The sequence below is a fragment of the Mesorhizobium sp. AR10 genome (assembly GCF_024746795.1).
GTDB lineage: Bacteria > Pseudomonadota > Alphaproteobacteria > Rhizobiales > Rhizobiaceae > Mesorhizobium.
The window spans coordinates 1,144,928-1,164,674 of the sequence record NZ_CP080524.1 but is presented as its reverse complement, the minus strand read 5'-3'; the positions used below and the strand labels follow the sequence as shown (position 1 = coordinate 1,164,674).

Genomic DNA, 19,747 nt, shown 5'->3' with positions numbered 1-19,747 from the left:
GCTTATCGGCTGAACGGGATCAGGGCACGCACCCGGGGATCGCGCAGATACAATCCGCCCCACAGGATGATGCCAAGATAGACGCCGAACAGCGTGTGCGAAAACAGCGGGCTGCCGATACGCATATTGGTGGCGATGGCGCCGCCGAGATAGCCGGTGAGCAGGATGGCGCCGAGCGCCGAGGTGCGCGGCAGCGCATAGAGCGCGATCGAGATCAGCCCGACAATGCCGAGCAGGCGCGCAACATTGGCATCGGCCGGCCAGCCAAGCGGCACCATCGTCTGCGTGACGACATCGAGCGGCGGCAGTTTGATGACGCCGTCGAAGATCATGAACAGCACGATGATGGCGCCGAGCACGCGGCCGGTCCACAGGGCAGCAGTCGAGGCGGGTGCGGTTTGAGAGATTGACATTTGGTTTCCTCCATTGGTTCGAGCACTGGCTGTCTTCGCCAGAGTTGAACCAAGGACGGGGCACGGGTCGGCGATCCGACACGTGCCGGAATCTTTTTGGCGCCGGGGCGGCGTTGACGCGCCGCACCGGAGTAAGCTGCCTTAAGAGAAATAAAACTTCTCGGCCGCGATCATCTTCGGCGGCGGCTCGCCCAGCGCCTCGAACACCGAGATCTCGCAGACGCGGCACAGGCCATCAAGCGCAAGGTCGTTGGCCTCGGTGCCGAACGGATCCTCGAGCTCTTCCGACAGCGCATCGAGGCCGAAGAAGGTATAGGCGATCAGCGCCGTGAACAGCGGCGTCGCCCAGCCGGCGGCCGAGGCCATCCCGAACGGCAGCAGCAGGCAGAAGATGTAGGCCGTGCGCTGCAGGAGCAGCGTGTAGGCAAAGGGCAACGGCGTTCCCATGATGCGCTCGCAGCCGGCCTGCGCAGCGGCGATTTCCGACAGCCGCTCGTCGAGGATGCGGTAGCCGATGGTGTCGATGGCGCCGGCCTTGCGGAGTGCTGCGATACGTCCGCCCATCCGCCGCACCATGGCGTCGGGGGCGTTGGCAGCCTTGGCAGCCTCTTCGACCTCGTCGCCGATGAACGCGCGTGCTTCAGCTGTGGCGTCCACTCGTCTGAGCAAGCCGCGCAGGAAGTGGCAAAAGGCAATCGCTTCCATCAACCACGCAGTTCGGTCCGGTCTTCGACCAGCCCGGTCGAGGCGCGGGCCAAATTGCGGATGTCGAAGACCAGCTGGCCCCACAGCTTGCGCGCCTCCCACCAGCGGTCGTAGGCGGCGTTGTTGCGGAAGCCGAGATAGATCGACAGCGCCACGCCGAGCAGGGCGAAGGGTGCGGTGCCGGCATTGCCGAAGTCGAGTTTCAGCGCCCGGACGGCCAGCACCACCAGCGCGCCATAGAGGCCGAAGCCGAAAATCTGCGGCAGGATGCGCGGCACCACCGAGCCGCGCATGATGAAGAACAGATGCAGGAATCCCGGGCGCGGGCGGACGATCATAAAAATACCTCTGGCGCACCGGCGCTGGTCCTGAACCCTTCTATTGTGCGATGGCACAGACGGACAAGCTCAGCCGCCAACGACATGGCAATGTCGTCTTGCAGGGGTAGAGCGATGCGCGCTATCGAAGCCAGCAGACCGAGGACGCTTAAGCGATCGCTGCCCCGATCGCGAAAACATGTGGAAGCAAACGATGGCCGGCGAGACCGATCTGAAAAAACTGCTGGCGACGATGACGCCCGAACTGCTTGCCGGCGTCCATGTCTTCGTCACCCTGGCACCCGGCGCACCCGTGCCCGACAATCTCGAGCCGGTGATGCAGTTTCGCGAGCGCGAGGGCACGACGCTGATCGTGCTTGAAGACGAGGCCGAGGCGGCTGGCCTGGACGGCGTATTCCCGAGCCGCATGATCACGCTGAACATCCATTCGTCGCTGGAGGCGGTCGGCTTCCTCGCCGCCATCACCGCCCGGCTCGCCACCGCCGGCATGGGCGTCAATCCGGTCTCGGCTTTTTATCACGACCATCTGTTCGTGCCGGCCGACCGGGCGGAGGAAGCGATGGATTTGCTGCGCAGACTGGCTGCGGACAGCGCTGGCTGAGAGCTACGACCCTCGAACATACAGGATGTCCGGCAGGCCTTCCTCGTTCCTGGTGCCGTCGCCGAACGCGTCGGCGCGAAAGCCATGGCGCTCGTAGAACCTTCGGGCGCCAACGTTCGCTTGAAAGCAATGCAGTTTCACGACCGGCAAAAGCCGCGATCGCTTCCACCAGCAACTGGCTGCCGATACCTCGCCCCGTCCAGGCGGGATCGAGATAGAGCTGTTCCACGCTTTCGCCGCTGACGGCGATGAAGCCGACAATCTCCTTGCCGGCTTCAGCAACGATCACTTCTTGTCGCGGTAACACGAGGTCGCGGATGAAAGCCAGATCCTCGTCCGGCGTGTGCAAGACAGGCATCCAGTCGAACGAGGCAAGTGCGGCCCGCAGGATCCTGGCGACGGCAAGTGCGTCCGAACCGACGGCCGGACGCAGCGCGATTTTGGCGCTATCGCTCATACCATAAGCCTATGAGCGAAGAGCATCCGGCCAACGGCCGAGCCCGCGACCGCGGGCCGCCGCGGCAGCGGCGATACGGCCCGTGAGCGAAAACGGCCAAAGGCCGAGCCCCGTGAGCGAAAGTTATGCCGCCTTCTTCTTCGGCTGGATCAGCCCGCGCTCGACCAGCAGTTCGGCGATCTGCACTGCGTTGAGTGCGGCGCCCTTGCGCAGATTATCGGAGACGATCCACATCGAGAGGCCGTTCTCGATGGTCGAATCCTCGCGGATGCGCGAGATGAAGGTGGCGTCCTCGCCGGCCGATTCCAGCGGCGTGATGTAGCCGCCGTCCTCGCGCTTGTCCAAGACCTGGCAGCCCGGCGCTTCGCGCAGGATATCGCGCGCCTCATCGGCGGTGATCGGCTTTTCGAACTCTATGTTGACCGCTTCCGAATGGCCGATGAACACCGGCACGCGCACGCAGGTCGCCGTCAGCTTGATCTTGGGGTCGAGCATCTTCTTGGTCTCGGCCACCATCTTCCACTCTTCCTTGGTGAAGCCATCATCGAGGAAGACGTCGATATGCGGGATGACGTTGAAGGCGATGCGCTTGGTGAACTTCTTGACCTCGACCGAATCGGCGACGAACACGGCACGGGTCTGCGTGAACAGTTCGTCCATGCCTTCCTTGCCGGCGCCTGATACCGACTGGTAGGTGGCGACGACGACGCGCTTGATGGTGGCGAAGTCGTGCAGCGGCTTCAGCGCCACGACCAGCTGCGCCGTCGAGCAATTCGGATTGGCGATGATGTTCTTGCGCGTGAACAGGGAGATCGCGTCCGGGTTCACTTCCGGCACAATCAGCGGCACATCCTGGTCGTAGCGGAAAGCCGACGAATTATCGATGACGACGCAGCCCTGCTTGCCGATCTTCGGCGACCATTCCTTGGAGACGTTGCCGCCGGCCGACATGATGCAGATGTCGGTGTCGGAAAAATCATACTGGTCGAGCGTCCTGACCTTCAGCGTGCGGTCGCCGAACGAGACTTCCGTGCCCTGGCTACGCCGCGAGGCCAGCGCCACCACTTCGCTCACCGGAAAGCCGCGCTCTTCCAGTATGTTGAGCATTTCCCGGCCCACATTGCCCGTGGCGCCGACGATCGCAACCTTGAAACTCATAGATATCTCCTGTCCCTCTCCGCTCGGTTTTTGGAGAAAACCCGCCGGCCGATGCGGGTTTCAACCCCCGGGCCGGACCCGGGAGAGGGTGGTTAGGCCAAGGGAATCAGACCGTTTTAGTGGTCGTTTTGGCCGTGGTTTTGCTGGAACGAGGAGACGCGCCGACGCGCCCGGCCCAATGGTTTGCATTGTGGCCAGAAAAGTCGAATGCAAGGAGCGCCATCAAAAGGCCGCGCATCGAAAACTATCCCGTTCGGTGCCGGCTTTTACGCGGTTTGCGTAAAGAGTCAATTGCGACGCGCCCTGTACATTGGAAGCGGCGCGAAGTACGAACGAAAAGCTCGTCTGGCTTGCTGCGCCCCGTGGCGCCGGCCCACAAAGACTCCGAATTCCGAAAGAAGCAGATGTCCAACTTCGAAGCTATTGTTCCAGCGCTGGCAAAGGCGCTGGAAAAACGCGGCTATTCCGAGCTGACGCCGGTGCAAAAGGCGGTTCTGGAGCTCGGCCAGGCCGACGCGCTGGTTTCGGCCCAGACCGGCTCCGGCAAGACCGTCGCCTTTGGCCTGGCGCTGGCGCCGACCCTGCTGGGCGATGCCGAGCGCTTTGCCCATGCCGCAGCACCGCTGGCGCTGGCCGTGGCGCCGACGCGCGAACTGGCCCTGCAAGTCACGCGCGAGCTGGAATGGCTTTACGAACTGACCGGCGCGACCGTGGCCTCCTGTGTCGGCGGCATGGACATGCGCACCGAACGCCGGGCGCTGGAGCGCGGCGCCCATATCGTCGTCGGCACGCCCGGCCGGCTGCGAGACCACATCACGCGGCACTCGCTCGACATGTCGGCGCTCAAGGCCGTAGTCCTCGACGAAGCCGACGAAATGCTCGATCTCGGCTTTCGCGAAGATCTCGAATTCATCCTCGACGCCGCCCCGGCCGCGCGCCGCACCCTGATGTTTTCGGCCACCGTGCCGCGCTCCATCGCCACGCTGGCCAAGGGCTACCAGCGCGATGCGGTGCGCATCTCCGCCTCCGGCGAGGAAAAGCAGCATCTCGACATCGAATACCGGGCGCTGAGCGTTGCCCAGGCCGACCGGGAAAACGCCATCATCAATGTGCTGCGCTTTTACGAGGCGAAGAACGCCCTGGTGTTCTGCAACACCCGTGCGGCCGTCAACCATCTGACCGCGCGCTTCAACAATCGCAACTTCTCCGTCGTCGCACTTTCCGGCGAGCTCAGCCAGAACGAGCGCAGCCATGCGCTGCAGGCGATGCGCGACGGCCGCGCCAAGGTCTGCATCGCCACCGACGTAGCGGCACGCGGCATCGACCTGCCCAACCTCGAACTGGTGATCCACGCCGACCTGCCGACCAACCCGGAGACGCTTCTGCACCGGAGCGGACGGACGGGACGTGCGGGACGAAAAGGCGTCAGCGCGCTGATCGTGCCCAACAGCGCCCGCAGGCGCACCGAACGGCTGTTGCAAAGCGCCGGCCTCAAGGCGACATGGGCAAGCCCACCTTCGGCCGACGATGTGATCCGGCGCGACGACGAGCGCATTCTCGCCGATCCGGCTTTCGACGAGCCCCTAAAGGATGACGAGCGCGGCTTCATCGACGCGCTCCTTGCCAGGCACGGCGCCGAACAGGTGGCCGCCGCCTTCGTGCGCCTGTGCCGCGCCAGCCGCTCGGCGCCCGAGGATCTTATGGACGTCGCCCCGTTCACGCCTTCGCGTGAAAAACTGGCGGGCGAAAAATTCGCATGTGGGGACGAGGCGCCCAGCCGCCGCGACGATTTCGGCGACAGCGTCTGGTTCTCTGTGTCGGTGGGGCGGCGGCAGAATGCCGAGCCGCGCTGGCTGATCCCTATGCTCTGCCGCACCGGCGGCATAACCAAGCGCGAGATCGGCGCCATCAAGATGCAGCCGGAGGAAACCTTCGTGCAGATCGCAGCCGATTGGGCCGACCGTTTCCTCGCCGCCATCGGCCCCGATCGCAAGCTGCAGAACAACATCGTGGTGAAACGGCTGGACGGCACGCCCGACCTGTCGCGCGCTGGCTACCAGCCGCCAAGCCCGGACAAGAAGCCGCATCGCGGCAAGCGGCCGTTTGACCAGAATGCGCCCCAAGGTGCCCACAAGTCGAAATTCGAAAAGCGCGCGCCATCGTCAGAGCGTCCTGAGGCAAAGCCCTGGGCCGCGAAAGCGGGCAAGCCGAAATTCGACAAGGCCGGACCGCCGAAGCACAAGAAGTCGAAGAACCGGCCGGCCTGATCATGCCTCTTGCGATCTGCCGGAACTTTGAACAGTCTGGGCAGGGCGCGGACAAGGGGTGGGTGGCAAATGCGCGGCGAAGTGCTTCACTATGACGAGGCTCAAGGCTTCGGGTTCATCACCGGGGCGGACGGCAATCGCTACACGTTTGCGCGCGAGAATCTGCGCCGCGAAGTGTCGATGGCCAAGGGCACGGCCGTCGAATTCCAGCCCGGCGGCGGCCAGGCGCGCGACATTTTTTCGATCAGCGCCCAGACCGCCAATCCGGCCGCCGGCGCTGCCGCTGCAAGCGTGGCACCATCTCAAGCCGGCAACGCATCTGCGGCCCCCCAGCCGCAGCATTTCGGCCGTTTCGCCAAGATTGAGCCTGATGAGGCCACGGGACTGTGGGGCTATTTCTGGCGTTGCCTGACCGAGAACTACTTCAACTTCGCCGGCCGCGCCCGCCGCAAGGAGTTCTGGGGCTACTGCCTGTTCTGGACGATCGTGATGATCGCGATCCTCAGCATTGGTCTCTTCAGCGACTACGCAATGGGCAATTTCGAGGTCAGCGATGAAATGGCGCTGGTGACGGTCGGTGTCTGCGGCCTCTTCGTCCTGGGGACGTTCCTGCCGTGGCTGGGGCTGGTGGCGCGTCGCCTGCACGATATCGGCCTGACCGGCTGGCTCTCCCTGCTTTTTTTCGTTCCGTCCGTCGGCGGCCTCGCCATACTGGTGTTCGCGCTGATCCCGACCCAGACCAAGGAAAACCAATGGGGTCCCGTGCCGGCCGGGGTGAGGAACTAGCTTCGACGTGTATCTTGCGAGCGGCAACAACTTAGAGTAGCATTTTGTGAAGCGATGCAAAAGGGGGGGTAGGGTATGCGCGGCGCAGTGTTTCACTACGACGAGGATCAGGACTACGGTTACATCAATGGAGTCGACGGCAAGCGCTATATCTTCGCCCGTAACGATCTGAGTCAGGAAGTGGCGCTCGTCAGGGGCACGCTCGTCGAGTTCCAGCCCGACGACGGCACGGCGCACAACATAGTCGCCGTAACGACACCAGCCAGCGGTACAGCATCGTCACGCGCGGCCCAACCGCAAGGGCCCGGCCGTTCGGCCCAATCGATGGGCTTGTGGGCCTATTTCCGACGTGCGCTGGGCGACGACTATCGCAATTTCACCGGCCGCGCCCGCCGCAAGGAGTTCTGGGCTTTCTGTCTCTGCTCGATCATCGTGCTCGTCGCGCTATTCGTTTTCGGCATTCTCCTCAACCTGGCGATCAGCGGTTTCGGTAACGGCCCAAGGACGTCGATCGGGTACGTTCCTGCCCTCCTTTTCGGGCTGGTAACGATCCTGCCATGGACCGCGCTTGTTGTTCGGCGTCTGCACGACATCGGCCTGACAGGCTGGCTTGCCTTGCTCTGCTTCACTCCAGCTTTGGGTGGTGTGGCGTTGCTCGTCCTCGGGCTTGTTCCGTCTCAACTCGGCGAAAATCCATGGGGTCAGATGCCGGCTGGCGTCAGGGTTTAGCGGCCGTCTCCAGCGTCTCGCCCCACCGCCTGAGGAAGATCTCAGCCCCTGGCGTCCCGCGTCGATTCGTGGCTGCCGGCAATGCGCCGCCATCTCGCACGGCATGACGGCATGTCCGTCGCATCTCCGGTCGTCGCCCAGTTGACGTCGGCCGCCATGGGATCAGCCCAGGAACTTCGCGATGATCGCATCGCCCATCTCTACCGTGCCGACTTCGGTCATGCCCTCGGACAAGATGTCCTTGGTGCGCAAGCCGTCGTCGAGCACGGCGGCAATCGCGCCTTCGAGCTTGTCGGCCTCGGCTACCATGCCGAAGGAATAGCGCATGCACATGGCGAAGGACGCGATCATGGCGATCGGGTTGGCGATGCCCTGGCCGGCGATGTCCGGCGCCGAGCCATGCACCGGCTCGTAGAGCGCCTTGCGCTTTTTCGTCTTCACGTCCGGCGCGCCGAGTGAGGCCGACGGCAGCATACCGATCGAGCCGGTCAGCATGGCGGCGATGTCGGACAGCATGTCGCCGAACAGATTGTCGGTGACGATGACGTCGAACTGTTTTGGCCAGCGCACCAGTTGCATGCCGCCGGCATCGGCCAGCATATGGTCGAGCTTGACGTCGGCATATCTAGCCTTGTGGGTCTGGGTGACGACCTCGTTCCACAAAACGCCCGACTTCATCACATTGCGCTTTTCCATCGAGGTGACGTAGTTCTTACGCGTACGCGCCAGCTCGAAGGCGACGCCCGAAATGCGCTCGATCTCGAACGTATCGTAGACCTGCGTGTCGATGCCGCGCTTCTGGCCATTGCCGAGATCGATGATCTGCTTCGGTTCGCCGAAATAAACGCCACCGGTCAACTCGCGCACGATCAATATGTCGAGCCCCTCGACCACGTCCTGCTTCAGCGAAGAGGATGCCGCCAGCGCCGGATAGCAGATGGCGGGGCGCAGATTGGCGAACAGCTCCATATCCTTGCGCAGGCGCAGCAGCCCGGCCTCGGGACGCACCTCATAAGGCACCGCATCCCATTTCGGCCCGCCGACGGCGCCGAACAGCACCGCGTCCGCTGCCATCGCCTTTTCCATGTCGGCATCGGAAATCGCCGCGCCATGTGCGTCATAGGCGCAGCCGCCGACCAGGCCTTCGTCGGTTGCAAAACCACTGCCTAGCTTGTCGTTCATGGCTGATATCAGCTTCTTCACCTCGGCCATCGCCTCGGGGCCGATGCCGTCGCCGGCGAGCAGGAGAAGATTTTTCGAAGCCATCACAACCGTCCCAACACTGTTTGGAGAAACCGCGGCCTTGCTAAACGCCAAGCGGGCTGTGCGCAAGGGGACGAACAGCGCTGCGACGCCCCTCTGGCCTGCCCGCCTTGCAGGACTTGGGTTCCTCGCCCCCCGCTAAAGGCGGGGGAGAGGTGGCCGCGAAGCGGACGGAGAGGGGGCTTTCGTAGGGCGCAGCCCCCTCTCCGTCTCGGCTCTGCCGAGCCACCTCTCGGCGAGGAACCCAAGCTGGAATAGCGCCTCGCGAGAAGCCATCAACGATGCGAGAGAATGTTGACCAACCGGCCGAACGGATCGCGCACATAGAAGCGCCGCACGCCCCAGGGTTCGTCGGCCGGTCCGTATTCGATGGCGAAGCCGGCCGTCTTCATCCCATCAAGCGCGGCATCGACATCGTCGACCTCGATCGACAGCTCCGGCACCGGCGTGCCGGAGCCGCCTTGAGCCATGAAGCTGATCTGCACGGTCATCGTCTCTTGTGAGCCGTAGGTGGCGATCCAGCCGAGATCCATCAGCAGGTCGAGGCCGAGCACATCCTGATAGAAGCGCTTTGCCGCCTCGATATCCTGCGTACCTATGTTAGCAACGATGCGCCGGACTTTCATCGGTTCACCCGGTGCGCCGCAGCGCCGTGACTTCGATTTCGATCTTCATTTCCGGCTTGTTCAACTGGCAGACGATCATCGTCGCCGCCGGCCTGACGGTGCCAAACGCCTCGCCCAGGATCGGGAAGACGATGTCCACGAAGGCGGCGTCGGTGATGTAGTAATGCGCCCGCACCACATCGGCAATCTCGAAGCCTCCGTCCTTGAGCGCCTTGGCGATCGTCGCCAGGCAATTGCGCGTCTGCGCCTCGACCGTCTCCGGCATCGTCATGGTCGCGTAGTCGTAGCCGGTCGTTCCGGACACGAAACACCAGTCGCCTTGCACGACGGCACGCGAATAGCCGGCGGTTTTTTCGAAGGGCGAACCGGTGGAGATCAGTTTTCGCATGGTTTCCTCGTAAAATCCTGCCAGCATCTAGCAATGAAGGGGCCATCCGGCCTAGGGCCAGTCGGAGCCGACTGTTGTCCCGGCAAACCCACGCACACTTCGGAGAGCAGCCCAGACCTTCGCGTCTTCGTCATCCTCCTCTAGGTCGGCCAGGTCGTCGTCGCGCGGGCGGCGCTCAGCCGGATCGAAGCGCCATTGCGACATGCGCCTCTTGCGGAAACGACAAGCGGCCATTGCGTAGCATCTCTGGATCGAGCAATGATTGGGTGGCAGCCGCAACATTCTTTATGAGGGCTTCGCGCTCGTCATCATTTCGATCACTCAGGAGGCTGGCCATTGGCGTTGCGATCAATTGAAATCGCACGTAGTCGAGGACGGATGGAAAGGTGATGCGCTGCGTGACCGTGTTGACGTCAACCTGCTCAAAACCTTCCTGGGTCATCAGGGCACCGACCTCATCTGCCTCAGGAAAGATGTGCTCAGCGCGTTTGATCTTCGATGCATCTGGCCCAAGGCGTTGATCAAGAGCTTGTACAAAGGCGTTTGCGGCCGGCGTGTGCTCAATGGCGCTATAGACACTAAGCGCTACTCGACCTGACGGTGCCAGCACCCGGTTCATCTCACGAAGGGCAAGCGATCTATCCGGGAAGAACTGGAGGCCAAGCTGGCAAAGAACGAGATTGAAAGAGCCATCATCAAAGGGAAGACTGAGGGCGCTGCCTTCAAACCATTCGATTGAAGTACCCGAGTTCGGTACAGATCGGGCTACAGCGAGCATACCGGGATTGAAGTCAAGCCCGACAACGCGGCCGCTTGCCATCCGCTCTGCTGCGAGACGTGTTACGGCACCCGTACCACAAGCAATATCGAGCGCAGCTTCTCCCGACTTTGGCATTGCTCGATCAATGAGATCCGCCGACCACAAGGACGTTATCGCAGGTACGAGATAGCGCTCGTATAGTTCGGGCGCACTACCATCAAGTTGCCAATGTTCATGCTCTGACATTGAAAGCCTTGTGTCGGAGCGTTCCGCGGTTGAATACAATTTAACACGGCAAGGCGCCGGCGGCGCTATATGCCGGAAATCTACGGACCCAATACGACTTGCTACAACTGGCTGGCGCCGGTGCGAAGCAATTCTCGGGTTCAGCGGAAGCGGTGCTGGTTCTGTTCCGTCGCACTTCTCGGCGACTGTCGCAGCATGGACCCTCGGTCAAGCCCGAGGATGACGAAGGCAAGGTGGCCGCGCCAAGACGCTAATTCGCCGACCCCAGCGCCTTGTCCAGCGCTTCTTTCACATCGGCCGGCCAAGTCTTCGCCGGCGGCCACGCATCCGGCTCGCCATTGTCACCGCGCCGCGAGAAATAGAGAGTGTGCTTGACCGGGTCGACAGCCATGAAGCCGTCATTGCCGCCGCAGTCGTGCGGTACGCAGCCGCTGGCATAGAAGGCGCCGGACGCGGTCTTCTCGGTGCCGCCGCCGACCAGCAGGCTGGTCGCCATGTCCGGCATGTCCTTGCCGAGCAACGCCTCGGCCGCCTTGTAAACGGCCTCGTTGTGGAAGGCGTCGATGATGTTCTGGTACTTAGCCGGGTCGACATCCTTCCAGTCCGTTCCGGGTTCCGGCGCGTAGGTGAGGTTGCCTGAGGTCGTCAGCCCGTCGGTCGGCGTCCATTGCAGCGCCGGTCGGGATTCACCCGGCAGTAGATAGGGCACGAAGTAGATCGCATTGTCGGACACCGACGCAGGCGGCGCACCGCAATCGTCCTGTTCGACCGTGGTGCTCTGGATCGTGCTGTCTTCCGACTTCCAGACGATCACCTTGGCCGGACCGCACTGGTTGCCGCCATCGCCGACATCGACCAGCGCCACACTGACGTCGCCGACCTCGACGATTTTGTCGAAGAAAACGTCATAGTTGCTGGCCAGCTTCTGGCCGTCGAAGGCGAGCACCTTTTCGCCATCCTGCTCTGGCTGGGTGATGGTCAACTGACCACCCGCGAACGGGATCGGAGCCTGCTTGTCGTCGTCGGCCGGCGCCGCATCGGTGGTGCTCGACGATCCCTGATCGGTTGCCGGCTGGTCGGCCGGCTTCTGGGCTGTCGCGGGCGTTTGCTGCGCGGCAGGCGTCTGCGTCTGCGCACCAACGCCAGCTATTGGCGTCAGGATCGACGCCAGCGCGCAGGCGCCGGCAAGAAGCGAACGTGTCATGACTGTCCCTCCGTTCAGTCGCCACGAACCCGGCCAGCCGCCGGGCTATCCGTTCAGATCAGGCCCAGGGGCGTTGTTCGGCGTTTCGCTTCTCGAAAGAGTCGATGGCGCCAGCCTTCTCCATGGTCAGGCCGATGTCGTCGAGCCCGTTGAGCAGGCAATGGCGCTTGAAATCGTCGAGGTCGAACGTGACCACGCCGCCGTCGGGCCCGCGGATTTCCTTGGCTTCGAGATCGACCGACACCGTCGCATTGGAACCGCGCGAGGCGTCGTCCATCAGCTTCTCCAGATCTTCCGGGCTGACGGTGATCGGCAGGATGCCGTTCTTGAAGCAGTTGTTATAGAAAATATCGGCGAACGAGGTCGAGATGACGCAGCGAATGCCGAAATCGAGCAGCGCCCACGGCGCGTGTTCGCGGCTCGAACCGCAGCCGAAATTGTCGCCGGCGACCAGGATCTGCGCATTGCGATAGGCCGGCTTGTTGAGCACGAAGTCCGGGTTTTCCGAGCCGTCGTCCTTGTAGCGCATTTCGGCGAACAGGCCGGTGCCGAGCCCGGTGCGCTTGATCGTCTTGAGATAGTCCTTGGGAATGATCATGTCGGTGTCGACATTGACGATCGGCATCGGCGCGGCGACGCCGGTGAGTTTTGTGAATTTTTCCATGGCCTGCCGTGTTCTTTTCGTTGTGGGAATTTGCTGGGGCCGGTTTACACAAAGAGGCGGGCAAATAAAAGGCGGCTGTTTGTGCGCGACGCATCGCCTATGGCAGCGCAAGGCCAGTTTGAAATCTGGCGACGACCCGCCCCGTCTCGACCGGGGGCCTCCAGCATGTAGCTGGCGCTCTTCCCCTGAGCTACGGGCCGCCGGAATGGCTGTATCATGCCGCACGCTGAAACTGAACCACCTCAAAAAACGGCTTCGAAATCCTAGCGCGCTGATGCAATCTGGTGGTCATGAGCGAACAGTCCCACGTCCTCTATGCCAGCGAACCAACGCTCGACGTTGCCGAGTTTCGCCGCGTGCTGGTGGAATCCGGCCTCGGTGAAACGCGCCCTGTCGATGACGAGGCCCGTTTGCAGGCGATGCTTGTCCGCGCCAATCTGGTGCTGACAGCGCGCCTCGACATGGAAGGCAAGCCGCTGGTCGGTGTCGCGCGCGGTGTCACCGACTTCTCCTGGGTCTGCTACGTTTCCGAACTCGCCGTTTCCCAATCGGCGCAAGGGCTCGGCATCGGCAAGGGCCTGATGGACGAGGCGCGCCGGCAGCTCGGGCCATCGGTCGCCATCAGCCTGATCTCCATGCCCGACGCCGTCGGCTTCTATGAACGCATCGGCATGAAGCGCATGGTCGACGCCTTCTGGTTCGGCCGCGAGGGCTGACGCCGTCCCCGACGGCTCACCGTATCAACGTGCCGCTCGTGCGAGCCCGTGTTCCACGAGCCGGTCGATGATCTCGGCATAGCCGACGCCACTTGCCGCCATCGCCTTGGAGTACATGCTGATATCGGTGAAGCCGGGGATCGTGTTGATCTCGTTGACCAGGAATTGCATGTCCGGCATCAGGAAAAAGTCGACACGCGCCATCCCGTCACAACCGACGGCTCTGAAAGCCTTCGCGGCCATCTCACGCATGCCTGCCTCGACCTCCGGCGGCAGTTCGGCCGGCACGATCAGTGCCGCGCCATTCTCGTCGATGTATTTGGCATTGTAATTGTAGAAGCCGTGGCTCTCCGCGGGCACGATCTCGCCCGGCCGCGAGACGAAGAGCTTGCCTGCGGGGTCCTCCAGCACGCTGTATTCAATCTCGCGGCCACGAACGAATTCCTCCGCCAGCAGCTTGCTATCGTGCCGGAAAGCTTCCGCAAGCGCTCGATCGAACTCCTGGCTGGCGTTGACCTTTCCGACGCCGACGGATGATCCCTGTCGTGCCGGTTTGATGAAGAGCGGCAGGCCGAGCTCGCCCTCGAGTTCAGCGAGGGACGGCGTGGTGCCGTCATGGATCGTCACCGAGCGCGCGATCGGCACACCCGCCGCCTTCAGCAGCCGCTTGGCGATATCCTTGTCGAGCGCGACCGCCGAACCGAGGATGCCGCATCCGGCCAGCGGCACGCGGGCGACCTCCGCCAGCCCCTGGACCGAGCCGTCCTCGCCGTACAATCCATGCAACACCGGAAACAGGATATCGATCTTCGGCAGGTCATACGCAGCGCCGCCGGCAGGAATTGCGATCATGCGCCCTCGTCCGCCGGGCACGAGGCAAACTTCAGTCCCGCTCTCCGGCTTTGACAGCGTGCCATCCTTTAAAGAACTCAGCAGCCACGCTCCTTCGCGGGTAATGAAGATCGGCACCGCGTCATATCTCGCAGGGTCCAATGCGCGCATCACATTCGTCGCCGAAAGCACCGACACGTCGTGCTCGGCGGAGCGTCCGCCGAACAGCACGGCAATTCGCAGCTTCGCGTTGGTCATGAAAGATATCTCCGGGGGATCAGGCTCTGGTCGCTCAGATCACATTCAGTTCGCGGAACGCTCTGCCCTCGGCAACGCGCTCGTAGCCGAACGCCGAGCAATCCACCGTGCGATAGCCGCCATGCACCAGAAGCTCGGCCAGCGCCTTGCCGACGGCGGGCGCCTGCTGCAGGCCGTGGCCGGAAAAGCCGTTGGCGAAGAGGAAATTCCTGACCTGCGGATGCGGGCCGATCACCGCATTCTGGTCGAGCGTGTTGTAGTCGTAATGGCCGGCCCAGGCGCGCGTCGGCTTGATCGCCTCGAAAGCGGGGATACGGGTCGCCAGCACCGGCCAGATCACCTCTTCGAACAGCGGCCAGTCGACATCGAAATCCTTGGGATCAGCCGGTCCATCGCCCTCTTCCGGCTCGGCGCCGCCGGTGAGGTAGACCGAGCCTTCCGGCCGAACATAGATGCCTGAGGGATCGACCAGCAGCGGCATGTCGGCATATTTTTCGCGCGCCTCGAAGACGAAGACATTGCGCTTGCGCGGCTCCACCGGCAGCGCCAGCCCGGCAAGAGCCGCCACCTTGCCGGCACTAGGTCCGGCGGCGTTGATGACGGTGCCGGCCTCGAGCTTGTCGCCATTGTCGAGGCCGACGCCGGTGACACGATCGCCCTGCCGCGCGATGCCGGTGACATCAGCGGTGATGAAATCGATCTTTTTCGCACGCAGAGCCTTGCGAAACAGCATCAGCATCGCATGCGCATCGAACCAGCCTTCGCCGCTGCGGCCATAGGCACCAGCGGTGATGCCCTCGGCTGACAGCCACGCGAAGCGGCGCGTCAGCTGCTCGGCGTCCTCGAACACGATGTCGGCGCCCTCGGCGATCTGCGCCTCGTGATTAGCCCTGAGGATCGGTAAACCATTCTCGCCGGCCAGGATGAGATAGCCGCCTTCGCGAAAACCGATATCGGCATCGGCACCGAACTCTTCCTTGAGCCGCCGGAACAGTTTCAGCGTGAATTGCGATAGCCGGATGTTTTCCGGAATGGAGAATTGCTGACGGATCGAGGCCATGGACAGCGTCGTTGCCGCGTGGGCGAATTGCGGATCTCGTTCGATCAGCGCGATCGAGCCGGAAAAGCCTTCCTCGCGCAGGTAATAGGCGATCGAGGAACCGACGATGGCCCCGCCGATGATGACGATGTCGTAGCGCACTTTTTCTCGCCCTTTCCGGTTCAACGCCGATTCAAATTACGCACCCGGCAGAATGATCTCGAAGCGCGCGCCGCGCTCGGAGTCAACCAGCCGGATCGTGCCATCATGCGCTTTCAGGAGGGCCAGCACGATGCCGAGGCCCATGCCGGTGCCGCCACTGTCGCGGCGCGTGGTGAAGAACGGCTCGAAGATGCGCGCCCGGTTGCTCGGCGAAATGCCGGCGCCGTCGTCGCTGACCAGAACCGTTGCCTTGCCGCCCGTGCTCGCTGCCGCGACAGAAACCAGCGTCGCGCCATGGCGCGCCGAATTGTCGATGAGATTGGCCAGAACGATTGCCGCATTCTCGGCCGATATGCGCAGACCGATATCGGCGCCCGCCTCGATGCGAACCGCCACCTTTTCCTCCGCCGGCAGCAGCGCCAGCGCCGCACCGAGCGATGTGCTTTCGCCGCTCGGCGCAAGATTTTCGGCGCGCGCCAGGTCGAGCAGGCGCCGCACCAGCAGGTTGAGACGTCCGGCATCGGTGACGATATTGTTGGAAAACCGCCGCCGCTCGGCTTCGTCCATGGCACTACCTGAATCGCGCAGCAGTTCGGCGGCACCCTGGATCGCCGTCAGCGGCGATTTGAGCTCGTGCGAGACATGGGTGGCAAAAGTCTGGATGCTGTCCGAGCGCGCGTGCAGCTTTTCGGCCATGTCGAGGAAGGCGGTGGAGAGTTCCGCCATCTCGCGCGTGCCGTGATGGTCGAGCGGCCTGATCGCCGCGCGATCGCCGGCGGCGATACGCTCGGTCCGCTCGATCAGCGCATAGATCGGCCGGCTGACGGTGCGCAGGAAGACAAGGCCAATGAGCAGCGTGCCGCCAAGGATGGCGATCGCCGCCAACGTCACCTTGCCGCGTTCGCCATAAAGGTGCTTGACGATGTTGTTCGGCGTCCGCGACAGATAGACCACCCCGGCGACTTGGCCCGCGACGGCAACGGGCAGGGCGACGAAGACGCGGACTTTCGTGCCGCGGCTGACCGAATAGAGCGGCGGCGCCGGCTGGTCGGGAATCCGCAGCCGGAGCGCGCTGGCATAGCGCCCGGCCAGTGCCGCGCGCACCTCTTCGACATCGCCGAGCGACAGGCCGACCTCTTCGCGCCCGGCGATGACGACGCCCTTGGGATCGAGCAGCCGGAAGCCGGCCAGCGTGGTTTTCTGCGTCTCGGTCAGGATGTCCGACAGGTGCGCTCCGATCGCCGCATAGGCCGGATCGATGGTGGCGGCGACTGCCGCCGGCCGGGTCGGGAGGACAGTGTCGGAGGCGAGATCGAGGCGCGGTTCGATCGGATTGTAAAGCGAGTCCGAAGTGTCGCTCCGGCTCGCATCGCCGCTTGCCGTCGCCCGCATCGGTGCGCCGAGCTTTTCCGGCGGAATGCCGGCCTCGCGCACGTCCTGCGCATAGATAGCGGCAAGCACGGCGCCTTGCGCGATCAGTTCGGCTTCGGTCTGGCGGATCAGCTGGTTCTCGTAGAGGCGGAAGAAGAACAGCCCGACCAGCGGCAGCGCCATCACCATGATCAGGATGGCAATGACGACCGTGGCCAGGCGCGGCCGCCATTTGCCGCCGATCCATTTGCGCGCGTTCACGCCCCGCATTGGCCGAGCCGAAAGCCGACGCCATGGACGGTCTCGATGGCGTCCGTGCAGCCCGCCGCCGCCAGCTTGGCGCGGATGTTGCGGATATGGCTGTCGACGGTACGGTCGGCGACATGGATGTTGGCGGCGTAGGCGTTTGCCATCACCGCGTCGCGGCCGAGCACATGCGCCGGCCGCGCCAGAAACCCTTTCAGGATCGAGAATTCGATTCCCGTCAGCAGCAGAGGCTTGCCGTCGAAACTGGCACTGTGGCTGGCCGGCGCCAGGCTGAGCTTGCCATGCGCGAACTGCCTGGCGTCATCCAGCTCCGGCGCCGGCTGGCGGGCGCGCCGCAGGATGACGTTGACCCGCGCCACAAGTTCGCGCGGGCTGAACGGTTTTGTCACATAGTCGTCGCCGCCCATTTCGAGCCCGAGCACCCGGTCGATCTCCTCGTCACGCGCGGACAGGAACAGCACCGGCACGTCGGATCGCTGCCGCAGCCGCCGGCAGACTTCCAGACCATCCATCTCGGGCATGCCGATGTCGAGCACGACAAGATCCGGTGCGCGGCGCTCGATGGCATTCAGCGCGGCCGCACCATCGGCAACCGCGACCGTCTTCATGCCAGCCTTTTCCAGCGCAAAGCAGATGATCTCGCGGATATGCGGGTCATCGTCGGCGACCAGTATGTGATGCGGCATGGATCTAGCGGTCCGGCACTGAAGGTTGCGAAGATTGGGAAGGCTGGGAAGGTTGCGCAGGTGGAGGAAGCACGAGCGGGCCTCTGTTGTCGAGAACCCTGGCCAGCCGCCAGCCGCGAAAGCTCCAGGCACGCCACTTCTTTTGTTCGGCGATGTATTCGTCGATCATCACCTGGTCGGCCAGGTAAGTGGTCGGGAGTCCGAATTTATGCGTGTAGTAGCGGTCGAGGGCCGGCATGGCGACGGCGCCGAGCGAGTGCAGATACTGCGTGTCGAGCGGAGTGCCGGTACCGGACATTTCCAGGGAGTGGTCGACATTGAAGTTGGCGATCGTTGCTGCGAAGTTGATGAAGCAGCAGGCATAAAGCGTCGCCGATAACGTCAGAAGATTGGCGGAGAGCAGCCATTCATTGGATTTTCGAAGCGCGATGCGGCCGATGATCAGGGCAAGGCCCGCCGCCACCAGCCCCATCCAGACGAAGGCGGCGATGCGCCAGTAGGTCAGCGCATAGATACCGATATAGAGGTCGAGCCGCAGGATCGACGAGATGACCAGCACGATGTTCTGCGCCACCCAAACATAGACCAGCCGGCGGATGAGCGGATCCCCGGAGGTCGCACTCCCCGGCCGCAGCGCCGCCAGCACGAACCCAGCGGCAAGCAGCGCGGTGACGATCAGCGGATAGGCGCCGCGATGCGCATAGGCGGCATAGGTCAGCCCGTCGGGCAGCGCGACCCCGCCCCACAGATAGGTGGCATCGAGCCCGGTCTGCAGCGCAAACAGCAGGTTGAAGACGACCAGCGCGCGCAGGATGGCGGCCTTGCCGAAGATGATGTCCTCGATGATCGGGGTGGCCTTTGTCTCCGGCGCCGCGCCGACGAGCGCAGGCGCTGTCGCACGCGGGATGCGGCGCAGGAAGCGCGGTAGGCGCGGCCGCAGGAAGGCCCAGACGCCGGCAAGCACGACCAGCCAGAAGGCTATTCTCAGCAGCTGGATGAGATCGAGCAACGCCATCAGATCGATCAGCGAGAACCAGTAGTCGATGACCGGATTGGCGGCGCCGAACAGAGCGAGGAACACCGCGCCAAGGGTCAGCGGCATGATCCATACGGCGATCGCCGCCAAGCGGATGCGCCGCCGGCCAAAGTGCCGCGCCGCCTGGCGCCAGCGGAAAAAGTCGCGGATGAGCCGGAAGGGCGCAGCGAGCAGGAAGAGCGCGACCTGGCCGGCAATGCGGGCAGGGCGAAGCCGCAGCCGCCCGGTCAGCGAAAGCGCGAAGATGACCATCGCCGCAAGCGCGATCGCGAACGACAGGACGCTGACATTTTCGACCAGCGGCAGCAGCGCGACGAACAGGGCGGCAGGCTTGAGCCAGACCCTGCCATCGCTGAAGGCAGCAGGATGCACGGCCACGACGGCAGCGGCAATCAGGATGGCGAACAGTAAGACCGTGATGCCGGCCGGCTGGCCGTAAAAGAAAAAATCCGCCAGCGCGACCAGCAGCACGGCGATGCCGAAACGCGCGCAATAGCTCGGCGCGCCCGTAAGGAACGACGTCATGAACGAGCTTTCCTGGCGACCCGACCGGCATATCTGGGCGGGTATTTCAAGGTGAAAGGGAGGAGGGTTGCCGTCACCAGGGGCGGATCGACAAGCCACCAGCTTTCGCTGCGGAGCCGGTACGGCAGGGACCAACGGGGTTTTTCTCGCTGTTGCATGCCGCCCTTGTCGCCGGTTCGCATGGAAACGGCGGGGCGGAGCCGAGGAGATTTCCCGCAATCGCGTGCAGTTTTTGTGCAGCAATCATTTCA

Annotated in this window: 19 protein-coding genes and 1 pseudogene; 5 read left to right on the top strand and 15 right to left on the bottom strand. The window is 63.5% G+C overall.

Going from position 1 to position 19,747, the window contains the following annotated elements:
* Positions 1-2: 2 nt before the first annotated feature.
* Positions 3-413: a DoxX family protein gene (locus tag LHFGNBLO_RS09045; RefSeq protein ID WP_258606007.1), complete on the bottom strand. Its 411-nt coding sequence runs from the start codon at positions 411-413 to the stop codon at positions 3-5.
* Positions 414-554: 141 nt separating this feature from the next.
* A pseudogene (locus LHFGNBLO_RS09040) lies at positions 555-1,411 on the bottom strand (bestrophin family protein).
* Between the two features lie 238 nt (positions 1,412-1,649).
* Here LHFGNBLO_RS09040 and LHFGNBLO_RS09035 point away from each other — a divergent pair.
* Positions 1,650-2,057: an ACT domain-containing protein gene (locus LHFGNBLO_RS09035; RefSeq protein WP_258606005.1), complete on the top strand. Its 408-nt coding sequence runs from the start codon at positions 1,650-1,652 to the stop codon at positions 2,055-2,057.
* Here the strand turns inward: LHFGNBLO_RS09035 and LHFGNBLO_RS09030 are convergent.
* Entirely contained in the window at positions 1,951-2,415 is a 465-nt protein-coding gene (locus LHFGNBLO_RS09030) for a GNAT family N-acetyltransferase (RefSeq protein WP_258606003.1), read from the bottom strand. The genes LHFGNBLO_RS09035 and LHFGNBLO_RS09030 overlap by 107 nt on opposite strands.
* 222 nt (positions 2,416-2,637) lie before the next feature.
* Positions 2,638-3,672: an aspartate-semialdehyde dehydrogenase gene (locus tag LHFGNBLO_RS09025; protein WP_258606001.1), complete on the bottom strand. Its 1,035-nt coding sequence runs from the start codon at positions 3,670-3,672 to the stop codon at positions 2,638-2,640.
* Between the two features lie 404 nt (positions 3,673-4,076).
* Between LHFGNBLO_RS09025 and LHFGNBLO_RS09020 the strand changes: the two genes are divergently transcribed.
* The 3 genes from LHFGNBLO_RS09020 to LHFGNBLO_RS09010 all read left to right on the top strand — a co-directional run bounded on the left by LHFGNBLO_RS09020 (position 4,077) and on the right by LHFGNBLO_RS09010 (position 7,454).
* The gene (locus LHFGNBLO_RS09020; protein ID WP_258605999.1) at positions 4,077-5,939 is read left to right on the top strand and encodes a DEAD/DEAH box helicase; all 1,863 of its coding nucleotides are present in this window, start codon (positions 4,077-4,079) and stop codon (positions 5,937-5,939) included.
* Positions 5,940-6,008: 69 nt separating this feature from the next.
* On the top strand, positions 6,009-6,725 hold the full coding sequence (locus LHFGNBLO_RS09015) for a DUF805 domain-containing protein (protein ID WP_258605997.1): 717 nt from the start codon (positions 6,009-6,011) through the stop codon (positions 6,723-6,725).
* A 75-nt stretch (positions 6,726-6,800) separates the two neighbouring features.
* Entirely contained in the window at positions 6,801-7,454 is a 654-nt protein-coding gene (locus tag LHFGNBLO_RS09010; RefSeq protein ID WP_258605996.1) for a DUF805 domain-containing protein, read from the top strand.
* A gap of 162 nt (positions 7,455-7,616) precedes the next feature.
* Here the strand turns inward: LHFGNBLO_RS09010 and leuB are convergent, their stop codons facing one another.
* The 6 genes from leuB to leuD all read right to left on the bottom strand — a co-directional run bounded on the left by leuB (position 7,617) and on the right by leuD (position 12,605).
* Complete coding sequence (gene leuB, locus LHFGNBLO_RS09005; RefSeq protein ID WP_258605995.1) at positions 7,617-8,720, bottom strand: 3-isopropylmalate dehydrogenase; 1,104 nt, start codon at positions 8,718-8,720, stop codon at positions 7,617-7,619.
* Positions 8,721-8,992: 272 nt separating this feature from the next.
* The gene (locus tag LHFGNBLO_RS09000) at positions 8,993-9,343 is read right to left on the bottom strand and encodes a VOC family protein (protein WP_258605994.1); all 351 of its coding nucleotides are present in this window, start codon (positions 9,341-9,343) and stop codon (positions 8,993-8,995) included.
* Between the two features lie 4 nt (positions 9,344-9,347).
* A complete protein-coding gene (locus tag LHFGNBLO_RS08995; protein ID WP_258605993.1) occupies positions 9,348-9,731 on the bottom strand; it encodes a RidA family protein in 384 nt (127 codons plus the stop codon).
* A 175-nt stretch (positions 9,732-9,906) separates the two neighbouring features.
* Positions 9,907-10,737, bottom strand: a complete 831-nt coding sequence (locus LHFGNBLO_RS08990; protein WP_258605992.1) for a class I SAM-dependent methyltransferase — start codon at positions 10,735-10,737, stop codon at positions 9,907-9,909.
* Between the two features lie 250 nt (positions 10,738-10,987).
* Positions 10,988-11,941: a hypothetical protein gene (locus LHFGNBLO_RS08985; protein WP_258605990.1), complete on the bottom strand. Its 954-nt coding sequence runs from the start codon at positions 11,939-11,941 to the stop codon at positions 10,988-10,990.
* 58 nt (positions 11,942-11,999) lie between these two features.
* Positions 12,000-12,605, bottom strand: a complete 606-nt coding sequence (gene leuD / locus LHFGNBLO_RS08980; protein WP_258605988.1) for a 3-isopropylmalate dehydratase small subunit — start codon at positions 12,603-12,605, stop codon at positions 12,000-12,002.
* Between the two features lie 290 nt (positions 12,606-12,895).
* On the opposite strand from leuD, the gene LHFGNBLO_RS08975 reads away from it, so the two are divergent.
* Entirely contained in the window at positions 12,896-13,321 is a 426-nt protein-coding gene (locus LHFGNBLO_RS08975) for a GNAT family N-acetyltransferase (RefSeq protein WP_258605987.1), read from the top strand.
* A 24-nt stretch (positions 13,322-13,345) separates the two neighbouring features.
* Here LHFGNBLO_RS08975 and LHFGNBLO_RS08970 read toward each other — a convergent pair whose 3' ends face one another.
* Genes LHFGNBLO_RS08970 through LHFGNBLO_RS08950 form a run of 5 tightly spaced genes read right to left on the bottom strand, consistent with a single transcriptional unit; the run spans position 13,346 to position 19,496 of the window.
* On the bottom strand, positions 13,346-14,410 hold the full coding sequence (locus LHFGNBLO_RS08970; protein ID WP_258605985.1) for a D-alanine--D-alanine ligase family protein: 1,065 nt from the start codon (positions 14,408-14,410) through the stop codon (positions 13,346-13,348).
* A 34-nt stretch (positions 14,411-14,444) separates the two neighbouring features.
* Entirely contained in the window at positions 14,445-15,611 is a 1,167-nt protein-coding gene (locus LHFGNBLO_RS08965) for an NAD(P)/FAD-dependent oxidoreductase (protein WP_258605983.1), read from the bottom strand.
* 36 nt (positions 15,612-15,647) lie between these two features.
* Positions 15,648-17,252 carry an ATP-binding protein gene (locus tag LHFGNBLO_RS08960; protein ID WP_258605982.1) on the bottom strand — a complete coding sequence of 535 codons (1,605 nt, stop codon included), beginning with the start codon at positions 17,250-17,252 and terminating at the stop codon, positions 15,648-15,650.
* The gene (locus LHFGNBLO_RS08955) at positions 17,240-17,935 is read right to left on the bottom strand and encodes a response regulator transcription factor (protein ID WP_258605980.1); all 696 of its coding nucleotides are present in this window, start codon (positions 17,933-17,935) and stop codon (positions 17,240-17,242) included. Before LHFGNBLO_RS08955 ends, LHFGNBLO_RS08960 begins: the two co-directional genes overlap by 13 nt.
* A 4-nt stretch (positions 17,936-17,939) precedes the next feature.
* Positions 17,940-19,496 (bottom strand): DUF4173 domain-containing protein, encoded by a 1,557-nt coding sequence (locus LHFGNBLO_RS08950; RefSeq protein ID WP_258605978.1) that lies wholly within the window; start codon positions 19,494-19,496, stop codon positions 17,940-17,942.
* Between the last annotated feature and the right edge of the window lie 251 nt (positions 19,497-19,747).